The sequence below is a fragment of the Paenarthrobacter sp. NPDC057355 genome, assembly GCF_042667405.1.
Lineage (GTDB): Bacteria > Actinomycetota > Actinomycetes > Actinomycetales > Micrococcaceae > Arthrobacter.
The window spans coordinates 21,707-34,628 of record NZ_JBHVAL010000007.1 but is presented as its reverse complement, the minus strand read 5'-3'; the positions used below and the strand labels follow the sequence as shown (position 1 = coordinate 34,628).

Genomic DNA, 12,922 nt, shown 5'->3' with positions numbered 1-12,922 from the left:
ACTCAGTTGGGGGAGAAGGCGGCGCGGAAGGCGGCGAGGGCTGCGTCGCCGGCTTCGACGCCTGGTCCACCCACGGCTCCGGCCTCCATCCCGATCACTCCCGCGTACCCCACCTCGCGGAGTGCCTTGGCAATGGCCGGGTAGTTGATCTCGCCGGTACCTGGCTCGAAACGCCCGGGAACGTCGGCCACCTGGATCTCGCCCGTGAACGGTTGGGCCGCCCGGACCAGTTCGATCAGGTTCCCTTCGCCGATTTGCGCGTGATACAGATCCAGCATCATCTTGACCTTCGGATGATCCGCGGCCTGCACCAATGCCAGAGTGTCCTTCGCCCGGGCCAAGGGAATGCCGGGGTGGTCGAGGATCGTGTTGAGGTTCTCCAAGGCGAAGGTGATGCCGTGCTTTTCACCCAGGGCGCCCAGCTGCTCCAGGGTGCGGAGGCCGGTCAGCCACATGTCTCCCGTTGAGCGATGGGTGGGCCGGACAGCCCGTCCGCCTTCGCCGAGCTCGGCCGGGTGGACCACCATCCGCTCCACTCCCAGCTCCAAGGCGGTGGGAATCAGCTTCTCTGCGGAGGCGAGCACTTCGTGCGCGCTGACAGGGTCGATCACGCTGCCGCCGAAGTAGCCACTCATGGACGAGAACCTGGCGCCGGTTGCTGCAAGCGCTGCAATGTCCCGACCGCGTGTGTCCCACAGCTCCACTTCGAAGCCTTGATCGTGAATCCGGCGCACGCGGTCGATGAGTGGCAATTCCCCGTAGACCATTTCAGCGCACACGGCGAGCCGGAAGCTCATGCCCCGGCTCCCTGCAACTGCACGGCGTCTTCGGCCGGGCGGAGTTCGGCGATCTCCGAAACCTCAACGGGCAGGCCGGTTTCCGAGGACCTGAACGCAGCCAGGGCCACGGCCAACGCGTTACGCGCGTCCACCCCGCCGGGCGCTGCCACGGCAGGTGCGGCGGCCGCCGTCGTGCGTCCATAACCGCGGCGCGCTGCGACGTCGTCCGCAAAGTGGGCGAGTTCGGCCGTGTAAGCGTCGTGGAAGAGGTGGATGTTCAGGCGCGAGGTCTCGGAGGCAATGCCTGCGGCGGTGTAACTGGTGGCGTTGGTGGCTTGGGGCGTGCCGGCGGTGACCATGCCGGCCGAGCCAAAGACCTCGCCGCGGACGTCGTAGCCGTAGAGGGCGTTGAAGTTCGCTTCCGCCACCGCGATGGCACCGTTGCTGTAGGTGACGGTCACGACGGCGGTGTCCAGCAGTCCGCCCGCCTTCGCCTCGGGTGCCACCAGGGCATCGGCGACGGCGTGGACGGTGACCGGGACGGCGCCGGGGTTGAGCCAGTTGAGGGTGTCGAAGTCGTGGATCAGGGTTTCCAGGAAGATGGTGCCCGGTGCGATGCGCTCCGGATTGCTGAGTCCGGCTTCGGTGCCGGGATCGCGGGTCAAGGAGCGGAGCAGCTGCGGTGTGCCCACGGCGCCGTCGTCGATCAGCTTGCGTGCTGCCGCGAAATCGCTTGAGTAGCGGCGGTTGAAGCCAAAGCGGAGTACGACGCCGGCACTCGCCGCTGCGTCGATGGCTGCGTCCAGTTCCGCGATGGTCCGTCCGCCCGGCTTCTCGCAGAAGATGTCCTTGCCCGCGTGGGCAGCGGCAGTATTGAGTTCCGCATGGAAGCGAAGGGGCGAGGCGATGAGCACGGCGTCAACGTCCGGATCCGCGAGCACATCGGCAGTATCTGTACTGATCTTGGTGGTCCCAAGCTTGGAGGCAAGCTCCTGGACGGCAGGAAGTACGGGATCGGCGATGGCTTCCAGCCGGGCATTCGGGACGCGGCGGGCGATGGACTCGGCGTGGAATTTGCCGATCCATCCTGCACCGATGACGGCTATGCGGACGGGGCGGTCTTCGACCAGCGGGTGCTGGAGGTACGTCATTGTGGCTCCTTTGAAGGCTCTAGATCGTTCTAGTCACTTTCATGGTTGCATGGGGATGCGCGCACTGTCTAGATCGTTCTAGTCTGGCCGGGCTGAGTAAGCACGATCATTGCGCGGTTCGAAAAAGTCTCAAAGCAATCCCCGAAAGCAGCTGAATCCCTGCGCAGAAGACCTTGTCGAAAAATATTCTTCGGAACTCCGCGTCACGTTTTCGGAGGTCAGAGTACATATCCAGTGCCCATGTCATTGACCCGCGTACAGCGCCGTTGCCCTTTTCGGCTGCGTCGCGTGTCATCGGCACAGTTGGCAGCGATGGGTGTGGCGGGTTCTGGGGCCCGCCCGGGGCGCCATCGCTGCGTGAACGGGCTAGTGCGGTCGGTCGTCTGAGTCGCGACCGACCGCACGACTCGTTCAAGGCCTGCGCCGGGCTTCACCAGAGTAGATCGTTCTATAGACTGGCTCCCGAACAGAGGAGGGCCATGACGGGCAAACGGCCTACGCTGATGGACGTAGCGGAAGCTGCAGGTGTTTCGCGAGCGCTGGTTTCCATCGTCATGCGGGATGCTCCGGGTGCGTCGGATGCCACGCGGCTCAAAGTGCGTGAAGCAGCCCGCGCACTCGGCTACAGACCGGACAGCCGCGCCCGCCTTCTCCGAAGCAGCCGCACGAGGCTCCTGGGCGTGAGTTTCTCCACGGCGCAGGCCTTCCACGCCGAAATCGTGGATGCCGCCTATGCCGGTGCCACCCTCCGGGGCTACGACATAGCACTGAGCGCCGTGGCTCACGGGCGCTCCGAAGAACGGGCCGTGGAATCGCTGCTGGATCTCGGCTGCGAAGCCCTCATCATGATTTCCCCGACCCTTGCAGAGCAGGAACTCGCCGCCTATGCTGCCCGGTTGCCCGTAGTCAGCCTCCTCCGGGACGACGTTGGCGATTCCTTGGACTCAGTGAGCAGCGACGACCACGCCGGCATCCACCTGGCGATCGAGCATCTCACCTCGCTGGGTCATCGGCGCATCGCCCACGTGGACGGCGGAGTGGCCGTGTCGGGCCCGCAGCGCAGGGAGGCCTTCGAGCAAGAGATGACGCGCCGGGGACTGCCCGCCCGAATCGTCCCGGGCGGCCCCACGGAAGAAGACGGTTTGCGCGCCGGACGTGAGCTGCAGCAGGACTTGCCCACCGCCGTCGTGGCTTTCAACGACCGCTGTGCGCTGGGTGTTTGGGAGAGTTTCCGCGCCGCCGGACTCCGCGTCCCGGACGACGTGTCGGTCCTGGGATATGACGACAGCCAATTCGCCCGCCTCAGCTACGTCCAGTTGTCCTCCATCAGCCAGGACGCGCCACTGCTGGCCCACGCTGCGGTGGACCGCGCCGTCGACCGCTTGGAAGGCACGACGCCGGCCACCCACCTGGTGCGGACGCCGCACCTGGTGACCCGCCGCACCACGGGGCCCGCGCCTGCATAAGGCAGCGGTGCCCAGCTAAACGGCGTCGGGCTGCGTATCCGTCGCCTCGGTCTCGGCAGGCGTCAGCGGATTTTCGATTTCGTCCGTCATCATGCGCGCCGCGAACACGGCCACGAACGCCATGATCGGGCACACCAACCCGGCCACCAGGAAAATCAGCCAGATCGGAACCACCTCGGCGACGGGTCCGGCGAGCGCCATCGACACGGGCATCAAGGCCAGGGAAACAAAGAAGTCCAGGCTCGAAATCCGTCCCAACAGATGCCGTGGGACGCGGCGTTGCAGGAGCGTGCCCCAGATGACGGTTCCCATGCCCTCCGTAACGCCGAAGATGAGCATGGCTGCTCCAAGCAGCCACACACTGTCCATGAACCCAATGGCGGCCACGGGCAGGCTGCCCAGTCCCCACGTCACCACCATGACCGTCAGGTAGCGGCGGGGCAGTGGGAAGGAGGCAGTTGCCAATGCGGCCACCGCACTTCCTACACCCATGACCGCAAGCAGGAAACCGAACATCCTGGAGTCGCCCCCGAGCTGGTCGCGGACCACGAACGGCAGCAGGACCTCGATGGGCCCGATCAGGAACAGCACGGACAGGCATGCCCATACCAGTGTCCAGAGCAGCCAGGGAGTTCGGACGGTGTAGCCGAAGCCCTCGCGGAGGTCACGGAAGAAGGACCTTGATGCGTGCTCCGGGGATGTTTCGGGGACGCTGGGATTCTGCCGCCCCAGGAAATTCAGGATCGCGAACGCCAGGAAATGGCAGGCGGCCACCCCTGCAATTGAGTGCGCAGGCGAGAAAGCCGCCACCAGGATGCCGGCGATCGCGGGTCCGGCGGCCTGTTGGAGGATGGGCCTGACCGTGCCTTCCATGCCGTTTGCGGCCAGGAGGTCCTCCGCGGGCAGGATACGCGGAAGGATGGCGGAGTAGGCGGGGAAGAAGAAGGCCTGGCCCACGCCAAGGACGAAAGCGCCGATGGCCAAATGCCAGAGTTGAAGGACGTTGAGCATCGCCAGGAGCGTTACCGTGGCGATCACGGCCAGGTTGGCGCCTTCAACGGCGATGATGAGGAGACGCTGGGGGAACCGGTCTGCGGCGATGCCACCTGCCAGTACGAAGCCGACCAGCCCCACACTCGCGGCCGTGGCCACCAACGACAACTCCAGCGGGCCACCGCCCAGGTGGATGACCTCATAGACCATTGCCACTGCCCACATGCCGGATCCGAAAATGGAGATGGACAGAGCGGAGATCAACACCCGGAATTCCCGGTGCATAAATGGGCGCAGCGCTCTCAGGGCGGCCATTTCACCAGCCTAGACCTGGGGCAGGCGCTGCGTAAGGTGGTCCCGCGCCGACGCGGGGACGTCAGGTCAAGAAGCGCCCGACGGCGGGGCGTCGCCGTCGTCGATGTCCGGGCCTTCGGCCGGGTCCTGGCTGTGCAGGCCGGTGTCGTGCGGAACCCAGCCTTCAGTTTCACCCTCTGCCGGGGCGTCGGTGTGATGCCGGATGACGTGTTCGTTCTTGTCCGGGGCGTTCATGACGGATACTCCCTGTCCTTGCTGGACTGCTTCCGTAAGTGCCCTCAGTCTACGCCGGGGAGGCCAATTGTGGGGTCCGCTCTGCGCGGAATAGTGTCCACATAGGGCGCAGATCGGGCCTCGCAACGCAGGAGTGTGGCATAGGCTAAAACCATCAGTTCCCTGAATAAACAGAGCTGCCAAGGAGAGGTGAACATGCAAAAGCGCCCCAACCCGGCGGTGAAAATCGCCCAAGAGACAGCGCACAACGCAGTCTTCGATGCCGAAGGCAACACCAAGCCGGGAGTGCACAACGTGCTTCTGAAGGCAGTGGAAGTCCAGCGCCCCCTTGTCCTGGCCAACCTTCGCAGGCTTCAGCGGCGACACCCAAACGATTCCCCGGCACAGCTGGCTGCCAGACTGGAGCGCCACTACCTCTTCGCCATCTCCGGCGGGGGAGCCGGGGTGGGGGCCATCGCCGTCGTGCCTGGGATCGGAACAGCGGCGTCGCTGGGACTCTCCGCGCTCGCAACGGTGGGCTTCCTGGAGACCACCGCCCTGTACGCTTCTTCGTTGGCTGAACTCCACGGCATCCGGCTCACTGACCCCGTACGGGCGCAAACCATGGTCATGGCCATCATGCTGGGTGAGGAAGGAACGTCCATGCTCGGCGCCCTGAGCGGCCAATCGCTTGGACGTGGCAAGGGTGTCACAAACGCTTGGGGCAAGACCCTGACCAAGAAGATTCCCGGAAGCGGCTTCGGCGTCATCCGCGACACCATCCAGCGCGCGTTCCTCAAGAACCTGTTGAAGAAGCAGGGCTCGGCCTTCCTGGGCCGCGCACTGCCGTTTGGCGTGGGTGCAGTCGTGGGCGGTGCGGGCAATATGATGATGGGCCGTGCTGTTGTGGCCACAGCCAAGGAAGCGTTCGGCCCCCTGCCGGACACCATTCCAGGCGAGTTGCTGCCGAATGCACGCAAAAATGTCCTTGAGAACCCGACATCGGAAGGCGATAACAGTGGATTTGAACGCTGATCTGGGAGAGTCTTTCGGCTCCTGGACCATGGGCGACGACGCTTCCATGTTCCGCATCGTGAGCAGCGCCAACGTGGCCTGCGGATTCCATGCCGGTGATCCGCTCACCATGCTGGACAGCTGCCGCGCCGCCTTCGAACTCGACGTGCGCGTCGGCGCCCACGTGGGCTACCGGGACCTGGCCGGTTTCGGCCGGCGTTCTCTCGATATGACCTTCGATGAGCTCTTCGGGGACGTGCTCTACCAGCTCGGAGCCCTGGACGGGATGGCGCACGCCGTCGGAGCCTCGGTCGATTACGTGAAGCCCCACGGCGCTTTGTACAACAGGATCGTGCGCGACGCGGAGCAAGCCGAAGCAGTGGTCGCTGCCGTCCACGCCTACGATCCCGGTCTTCCCGTGCTGGGCCTGCCGGGCTCGGCCTGGATCTCACTGGCCGACGAAGCAGGGCACCCGGTCTTCCGCGAAGCATTCGTGGACCGGGCCTACCTGCCCGATGGCACCCTGGTTCCCCGCACGCAGGAAGGCGCCGTGCTGCACGATACCGCCGCTGTGGTAGCGCAGGCCGTGCGGCTGGCCACACGCAAGGAAGTTGTGGCCATCGACGGTTCGGTTGTACCCGTCCAGGCCGATTCCCTGTGTATCCACGGCGACACCCCCGGAGCGGTCAACATGGCAGCGGCTGTGCGCGAAGGCCTTGAGCAGGCGGGCGTGAACATTGAGGCGTTTGCCTGATTTCGAGGGAACGGCAGAATTCGTGAGGAGGGAGGTCGCATGGGTGCGGTAGTGGTGGATCCCGGGCCCTCAAGCCTGGTCCTTGACCCTGAGCACGTCCTGGACCGCGCGTCCATGGACCTGGCCAACGCCCTGCTGGGCAACTCCGCCACGGCGCCGGGGCTTGAGGTGTTGGTAGGGGGCCTGAAGCTGCGCTTCGTCACGGGCTCTGCCATCGCCGTGACCGGTGCCGAGGGCGTAGTGACCCTCAACGGCGACGAACTACCACTGAACAAACCAGTCCGCGTGGCTCCCGGCGCCGTGCTGGTATTTGGTCCCGCCAGGTTCGGGATCCGCTACTACGTTGCCGTGCAGGGCGGATTTACAGGGCGCGGAGCGCTCCAGACGGGCACCACCGTCGCCTTCGGCAAGGCTCCAGGCCAGGGATTCCCGCACATCCACCAGCCGGCCCGGCGCGCACTGGACCCCGAACGGCCGGTGGTCGCCCGGATTACGCGCGGACCGCGGGTGCCAAATTACGACGCCGGATTGTGGCTTCGGTTGACCACGGAACCATGGATTCTCTCACCCGAGTCCGACCGCGTCGGTGCGCGGCTGGCGGGGCGGCCGCTGGAGGTGGCCTCGGCTCCAGCACCCCAGGCCCAACCGTTGGAGGCAGGCTCTGTGGTGCTGCCGGCGTCGGGCCTTCCCGTCATCGCCCTCGCCGACCGACCGGCCACCGCGAAGTCGCCCGTGATTGCAGTGGTCCGCGACGACGACCTTGACTTGATCGGGCAGGCCAGGCCGGGACAGATGGTGCATCTCTTAGGCTAAAGCGGAGCAGTCAGCCCTGCAGCTTCTGCGCCAGCATGACCAGGATGCCGCTGGGACCGCGGAGGTACGTCAGCTTGTAGACGTCCTGATAGTTGGCCACGCCGCGCAACGGGGTGCATCCGTGCTTGGCGGCGATCTCCAGGGCGGCGTCGATGTCGTCAACGGAGAAAGCCACGCGGTGCATGCCGATCTCGTTGGGAAGCGTTGGGCTCGTTTCGATCGCATCGGGGTGAAGGTACTCGAAAAGCTCCAGTTGGCCCTGGCCGTCCGGGGTTTGGAGGACCGCGATCTTGGCGTGGTTTCCGTCGAGTCCCACGGCGGTGTCGGCCCAGTCGCCGCTCACAGTGTCCCGGCCCAGCACCGTCAGACCGAGGTCGGTGAAGAAGGCTATGGTCTCTTCGAGGTTCCGGACAGCAATCCCGACGTTCTCAAGTTTGATAGGCATGCGTCGAAGGTACGAAGGCCCACCCGGTAGCTCCAGGGTGCCGGGCTCAGCCGAAGAGCAAGTGGGCCACGGTGAAGATCGCCAAACCGGCCAACGCGCCCACCACGGTTCCGTTGATGCGGATGTACTGGAGGTCCTTGCCCACCTGCAGCTCGATCTTCTGCGATGTCTCCTCGGCATCCCAACGCGCCACCGTGTCCGAGATGACGCCGGCAATGTCCGAGCGGTACGTGTTCACCAGATACCCGGCGGCGTCGCCGATCCAGGTGTTGACCTTGCCGGCCAGTTCTTCGTCGTTTACCAGGCGCGTACCGAAGTCGCGCACGGCGCTCTTGAAGCGCTGGCTCAGCTCGCTGTCGGGATCGTCGACGGCGTTGAGCAGCGCGGTCTTGACCGTCCCCCAGGTGCGGGAGGCCAGTTCGCGGACCTCAGGGTCGCCGAGGATCTGCGCTTTGATGCCCTCCGCGCGCTCGATCATCACCGGGTCGTACTGAAGGTCTTGCGCGAGGTCGGTGAGGTAGGCATCGATTGATTGGCGGACCTGGTGGTTCGGGTCTGCCTGTACGGCGCGGACGAACTTGGAAAGCTCCACGTGCACCCGGTCACCCACCAGTCCATCGACAAACGTCGGCACCCACAGCGGAGACCGGTCCGACACCAGCCGGTTTACCGTCGCATGGTTGGCGTCCACCCAGTCTGCGGCGCGGTCCACCAAGAGGTCCACCAGCCTGTGATGATGACCGTCGGCGAAGATCCGTTCTGCCATCCGCCCTACGGGAGGGCCCCACGGGGGAGTGAGGAGGTGCTTGCGGACCATGCCCTCGATGACTGCCTGCACGTCGTCGTCGTTGAGGACCGTAAATGCGCCGCGGATCGCAGCGCCGCCCTCCTTGGCCACGCGTTCAGCACCTCCGGGGCCGGACAACCACTGCCCGGCCTTGCGGGCAATATCGATGCTCGCCAATTTCTCCTGCACAACCTCCTGTGAGAGGAAGTTGCTCTCGACGAATTCGCTGAGTGACTCACCGATCTGGTCTTTGCGTCGGGGGATGATGGCCGTGTGCGGGATCCGCAATCCCATGGGGTACTTGAACAGGGCCGTCACGGCGAACCAGTCGGCCAAGGCGCCCACCATGCCGCCCTCGGCCGCGGCGCGCACATACTCCAACCACGGATACTGCTTCTGAAGTGCAAAGGCCACGGTGAAGATCACCGCCATGGCAAGCAGCAGGGCCAGCGCCAAACGCTTCATGCGCAGGAGCGCGGCCGCTTTTTCCCTCTCACTCGGGGAAAGATCGACGACGGCGGAACGGCCCCGCGCGTCCGCGTCACCCCGCCGCGTGGGGTTCGGCTCCGGCGTGGTGACGTCTTCAGTTGGGATTCGCTCAGAGTTCACCTGCATTAGCCCAGCGTAGTCCCCGTTCGGACAGCGGTGTGGGCTACCGTGTCTGCATGACCACCGACGACTTCGCTCCGCTCCGCCCCAAGGTTTACGCCCACCGCGGCGCCAGCGCCGCCTACGCTGAGCACACCAGGGCGGCCTATCTGAAGGCGATCGCCGACGGCGCGGACGGTGTTGAGTGCGACGTCCACCTGACCCGGGACCAGCACGTAGTCCTGCTGCATGATGCCAATCTGGACCGCACTTCCACGGGAACCGGGCCTGTTTCCGAGCACACCTTGGAGCAGCTCAGGTCGCTGGATTTCTCATCCTGGAAGGGTGCCCGCATTCCTGATGCCTACGGGGGAGTGGCCGACCAATTCCTGACGCTGCCTGAATTGTTGGACATCCTGCGTGGAGCCGGCCGCGATATTGGGCTGGCGATCGAGCTCAAGCACCCAAGCCCTTATGGGCTCAAACTCGAGGAGCGGGTCATCGCGCTCCTGGAGGAAGAAGGATGGTCGCCCGAAGAATCCCGGCTGGAGAATATACAGATCTCCTTCATGAGTTTCGACTCCGATTCGGTCCAACGACTGCTCCAGTCCGTTCCCGGGCAGCACATCTGCCAGTTGGTGGATGACTTCACTGTCCAGGAAATTCGCCAGGAGCTTGGCCTCGGATTCCTCACCGGCGGCGCCGTGGCCAACGTCATGAAGGCGGCCCAGGAAGACGCGGAGCGTGTGCTCGACGAAGGGCAGGTAGGCATTGCCGGTCCGGGCATTGACTACGTGCGCGAACATGCCCGGAACGTGCAGCGCTGGTTGGAAGCCGGGCGTATATTTCGGGTGTGGACTGTGGATTCCGAAAAGGACGTTGCACTGTGCCAGGGGTTGGGCATCCACGAGATCACCACCAACAGGCCGGCGCAGGTGCTCGCCCAACTGATGGTCTCCAACTAGAACGCAGCTTTGGGGGCCACCCCGCTTGTGATTGAGTGGTCTCATGTCTTTTCGCTGGTCAGTCCAAGCACGCCGCACCACCTCCGCAGTTGCCCTGAGCGCTTTGCTTCTGGCCAGCGCTGCGAAGCACGTCCGCACGCCGTCCTTCTACAACCCCGTGGTGCCGGATTATCTGTGCCGCAAGGACGAGCCGGGCGCCGCTTCCAACGGTCCCTTGGCAGTTATGTCCCGTGAGGAATGGATTGCGTCCTCGGGCCTGCTGGAGGCGGCTGCCGCCGTCGGACTCCTGATCCCCGCCACACGCAGGGCCACCGCGACCGCAACCACCGCCATGTTCATTGCATTCCTTGCCGGACATATAGATGCGTCGCGGCGGGCTTACGGGCCTGGCGGCACAGAGAAAGAGCGCCGTATCCACACCCTCCGCTTGCCTCTGCAGCTTCCCCTCATCCTGTGGTCCTGGAGTCTCCGGAAATGAGCAGCAGTTCCGCTCCCATGAAGCTGCGGGAATCGCCGGCCTTCAAGATTGCGCTGTCCCTGAGCATTGCGACGGGCTTGTACGGCGTGTCCTTCGGGGCATTGTCCGTGGCGTCCGGTTTCGACTTCTGGCAGACAATGGCACTGAGTCTCCTGCTGTTCAGCGGGGGATCACAATTCGCGTTCATCGGCGTCGTGGCAGGTGGCGGCTCAGGTGTTGCAGCAATGACCGCCAGCGCCCTGCTGGGTATGCGTAACGGCATATATGGCATGCAGATCAATGCCATGCTCCGCCCGAGGGGCTGGAAGAGGTATGTCTCAGCGCACGTCACAATCGACGAGTCAACAGCCACCGCCTCCGGCCAATCCGATCCCGGCGAGCAAAGCCGCGGTTTCTGGACTGCAGGAATCGGCATATTCGTCTTGTGGAATATCTTCACGGCCGTCGGAGCCTTGGCGGGTGACGCCATGGGAGACCCCAAACAGTGGGGGCTGGATGGGGCAGCCGTGGCCGCATTCCTCGCACTGTTGTGGCCACGCCTCAAGGGACGCGAACCGTGGGCGATAGCTGCGGCTTGCGCCTTGGCCACGATCCTGGCCGTACCTTTCGTGCCCTCCGGCGTTCCCATCCTCGTGGCCGCAGTGGTTGCCGGAGTCATTGGATGGTTCAGCCATGCACGCATGGACGAGGGGCTGGAGCCCGACGTGGATCCCTACGCGGAGAAGCGCCGGCACGGGAATGAGGGCAGGAAATGAACCTTTGGCTGTGGATCCTGATCGCCTGCGCGCTGGCCTACCTCACCAAACTGGTGGGCTACTTTGTGCCTGCCAAACTGCTGGACAACCCCCGGATCATGCATGTGGCCGGGACCATGACCATCGGGCTGCTCGCGTCCCTGACAGTGGTGAATGCCGTGGCCTCGGGCCAGGGTTTGGTCCTGGATGCCCGGATCGGCGCCCTGGTGGCTGCCGCCGTCGCGCTGTTGCTTCGTGCACCGTTCCTGGTGGTTGTTATCTCGGGTGCAGCAGCCGCAGCGCTGCTGCGGCTGCTTGGCTGGGGCTAGCGGTACTGGCCGCTGGGCGCCACCCGGAGGGGTTCAGGCGCCTTCGCTAAGGGTCACTCCGGGAATGCCCGACTGCTCGGGAAGGGGGCGCGAGGGCCGCTCGGTCCGGATGGCGTCCTCGATCAGGGCCACCGGGCGCTTCCACGCTTCGGAGCCTGGTTCCATGGTGTCGACGGCGCCGATCAGCATGGCCACCAGCCTGACCATGTCCTCGATGGTGATGTCACGGCGAAGCGTACCTTGGCCCTGTCCACGTTCCAAAAGGGTAGCCATGGCGCCAACAAGGCCCCCGGTGATGCCCATGAGAAGGCCGCGGCGGCCGGCAACGGCATCCAGGAGGTTTGCATCTTCGCTGGCAACCCGCATCACGGCGTCGATGACGTTGATAAGTCCTTCGGCGGCGTCCATGCCGTCAGTTGCCGCAGCGGCCACAGGATCCACGTGCTGGCGCAGTTGCCGCGACAGTGCGGCGAGGACCAGCTGTTCCTTGTCGGAGAAGTTGCGGAACAACGTTGCGGGGCCAACTCCAGCGGTGGCGGCAATGGTCTGCAGGGGCACGTCGGGGCCGTATTCACGGAAGCACTGCCGGGCGGCGGTAATGATCTTGTCCACATTGCGTGCGGCGTCTGCCCTGAGGGGCTTGCGTTCAGAGGGCTGTTCCATGTTTGTCAGAGTAGCAACGCAGGCGTTCCGGCCCGTTGTTACGCGGGAGTACGTTCTTATATGACAAACCAGCACATGAAACACTGGATTCATGTTGCTTGCATTCTCCGTAGCCCCTTCAGGCCAGCCCGCATCCGCCACCAATGGGGGACCCGCCCCGGATGCGTCCGTGCACGACGCTGTTGCGGCCGCCGTCAAGATCGTCCGTGAATCCGGACTGCCCAACCAGACCGACTCCATGTTCACCACCATTGAGGGCGAGTGGGACGAAGTTTTCGACGTCGTCAAGCGCGCCACTGAGGCGGTTGGCCGCTACGGCAGCCGTGTCTCGCTGGTTATCAAGGCGGACATCCGGCCTGGCTACAGTGGTGAATTGACCGGCAAGGTCGAACGCCTGGAAGACGCGATCTCCGCTTCGGAGTAGGTGCTTTCCCC

General features: G+C 64.8%; 16 protein-coding genes. 9 read left to right on the top strand and 7 right to left on the bottom strand.

The genetic code is table 11. The features are described 5' to 3' along the window. Nucleotides 1-2 precede the first annotated feature (2 nt). On the bottom strand, nt 3-797 hold the full coding sequence (locus tag ACFUOZ_RS10100; protein WP_377547488.1) for a TIM barrel protein: 795 nt from the start codon (nt 795-797) through the stop codon (nt 3-5). Beyond that, the gene (locus tag ACFUOZ_RS10095; RefSeq protein WP_377547486.1) at nt 794-1,930 is read right to left on the bottom strand and encodes a Gfo/Idh/MocA family oxidoreductase; all 1,137 of its coding nucleotides are present in this window, start codon (nt 1,928-1,930) and stop codon (nt 794-796) included. Before ACFUOZ_RS10095 ends, ACFUOZ_RS10100 begins: the two co-directional genes overlap by 4 nt. 479 nt (nt 1,931-2,409) lie before the next feature. On the opposite strand from ACFUOZ_RS10095, the gene ACFUOZ_RS10090 reads away from it, so the two are divergent. Then, nucleotides 2,410-3,396, top strand: a complete 987-nt coding sequence (locus tag ACFUOZ_RS10090) for a LacI family DNA-binding transcriptional regulator (protein ID WP_377547483.1) — start codon at nt 2,410-2,412, stop codon at nt 3,394-3,396. A gap of 15 nt (nt 3,397-3,411) precedes the next feature. Here the strand turns inward: ACFUOZ_RS10090 and ACFUOZ_RS10085 are convergent, their stop codons facing one another. Continuing rightward, nucleotides 3,412-4,704, bottom strand: a complete 1,293-nt coding sequence (locus tag ACFUOZ_RS10085; RefSeq protein ID WP_377547481.1) for an MFS transporter — start codon at nt 4,702-4,704, stop codon at nt 3,412-3,414. A 66-nt stretch (nt 4,705-4,770) separates the two neighbouring features. Beyond that, nucleotides 4,771-4,938, bottom strand: coding sequence for a hypothetical protein (locus tag ACFUOZ_RS10080; RefSeq protein WP_377547479.1), 168 nt, complete (start codon nt 4,936-4,938; stop codon nt 4,771-4,773). A 195-nt stretch (nt 4,939-5,133) separates the two neighbouring features. Between ACFUOZ_RS10080 and ACFUOZ_RS10075 the strand changes: the two genes are divergently transcribed. The 3 genes from ACFUOZ_RS10075 to ACFUOZ_RS10065 are packed head-to-tail and all read left to right on the top strand — an operon-like array spanning nt 5,134 to nt 7,498. After that, nucleotides 5,134-5,952: a hypothetical protein gene (locus ACFUOZ_RS10075; RefSeq protein WP_377547477.1), complete on the top strand. Its 819-nt coding sequence runs from the start codon at nt 5,134-5,136 to the stop codon at nt 5,950-5,952. Further along, nucleotides 5,936-6,685, top strand: a complete 750-nt coding sequence (locus ACFUOZ_RS10070) for a LamB/YcsF family protein (RefSeq protein WP_377547475.1) — start codon at nt 5,936-5,938, stop codon at nt 6,683-6,685. The genes ACFUOZ_RS10075 and ACFUOZ_RS10070 overlap by 17 nt, the downstream gene beginning before the upstream one ends. 39 nt (nt 6,686-6,724) lie before the next feature. Continuing rightward, on the top strand, nt 6,725-7,498 hold the full coding sequence (locus ACFUOZ_RS10065; RefSeq protein WP_377547473.1) for an allophanate hydrolase: 774 nt from the start codon (nt 6,725-6,727) through the stop codon (nt 7,496-7,498). Between the two features lie 10 nt (nt 7,499-7,508). On the opposite strand, the gene ACFUOZ_RS10060 is transcribed toward ACFUOZ_RS10065, so the two are convergent. Continuing rightward, nucleotides 7,509-7,943, bottom strand: a complete 435-nt coding sequence (locus tag ACFUOZ_RS10060; protein WP_377547471.1) for a VOC family protein — start codon at nt 7,941-7,943, stop codon at nt 7,509-7,511. A 46-nt stretch (nt 7,944-7,989) separates the two neighbouring features. Next, nucleotides 7,990-9,345 (bottom strand): DUF445 domain-containing protein, encoded by a 1,356-nt coding sequence (locus tag ACFUOZ_RS10055; RefSeq protein WP_377547469.1) that lies wholly within the window; start codon nt 9,343-9,345, stop codon nt 7,990-7,992. Between the two features lie 50 nt (nt 9,346-9,395). Between ACFUOZ_RS10055 and ACFUOZ_RS10050 the strand changes: the two genes are divergently transcribed. Genes ACFUOZ_RS10050 through ACFUOZ_RS10035 form a run of 4 tightly spaced genes read left to right on the top strand, consistent with a single transcriptional unit; the run spans nt 9,396 to nt 11,824 of the window. After that, complete coding sequence (locus ACFUOZ_RS10050) at nt 9,396-10,283, top strand: glycerophosphodiester phosphodiesterase (RefSeq protein WP_377547466.1); 888 nt, start codon at nt 9,396-9,398, stop codon at nt 10,281-10,283. Between the two features lie 43 nt (nt 10,284-10,326). Further along, nucleotides 10,327-10,761: a hypothetical protein gene (locus ACFUOZ_RS10045; protein ID WP_377547464.1), complete on the top strand. Its 435-nt coding sequence runs from the start codon at nt 10,327-10,329 to the stop codon at nt 10,759-10,761. Then, a complete protein-coding gene (locus tag ACFUOZ_RS10040) occupies nt 10,758-11,516 on the top strand; it encodes an AzlC family ABC transporter permease (protein ID WP_377547461.1) in 759 nt (252 codons plus the stop codon). The genes ACFUOZ_RS10045 and ACFUOZ_RS10040 overlap by 4 nt, the downstream gene beginning before the upstream one ends. Continuing rightward, nucleotides 11,513-11,824, top strand: a complete 312-nt coding sequence (locus ACFUOZ_RS10035; protein ID WP_018778883.1) for an AzlD domain-containing protein — start codon at nt 11,513-11,515, stop codon at nt 11,822-11,824. Before ACFUOZ_RS10040 ends, ACFUOZ_RS10035 begins: the two co-directional genes overlap by 4 nt. Nucleotides 11,825-11,857: 33 nt before the next feature. Here ACFUOZ_RS10035 and ACFUOZ_RS10030 read toward each other — a convergent pair whose 3' ends face one another. Next, entirely contained in the window at nt 11,858-12,487 is a 630-nt protein-coding gene (locus ACFUOZ_RS10030; RefSeq protein WP_377547457.1) for a TetR/AcrR family transcriptional regulator, read from the bottom strand. Nucleotides 12,488-12,578: 91 nt separating this feature from the next. On the opposite strand from ACFUOZ_RS10030, the gene ACFUOZ_RS10025 reads away from it, so the two are divergent. Next, on the top strand, nt 12,579-12,911 hold the full coding sequence (locus ACFUOZ_RS10025) for a thiamine-binding protein (protein ID WP_262276998.1): 333 nt from the start codon (nt 12,579-12,581) through the stop codon (nt 12,909-12,911). Nucleotides 12,912-12,922 lie beyond the last annotated feature (11 nt).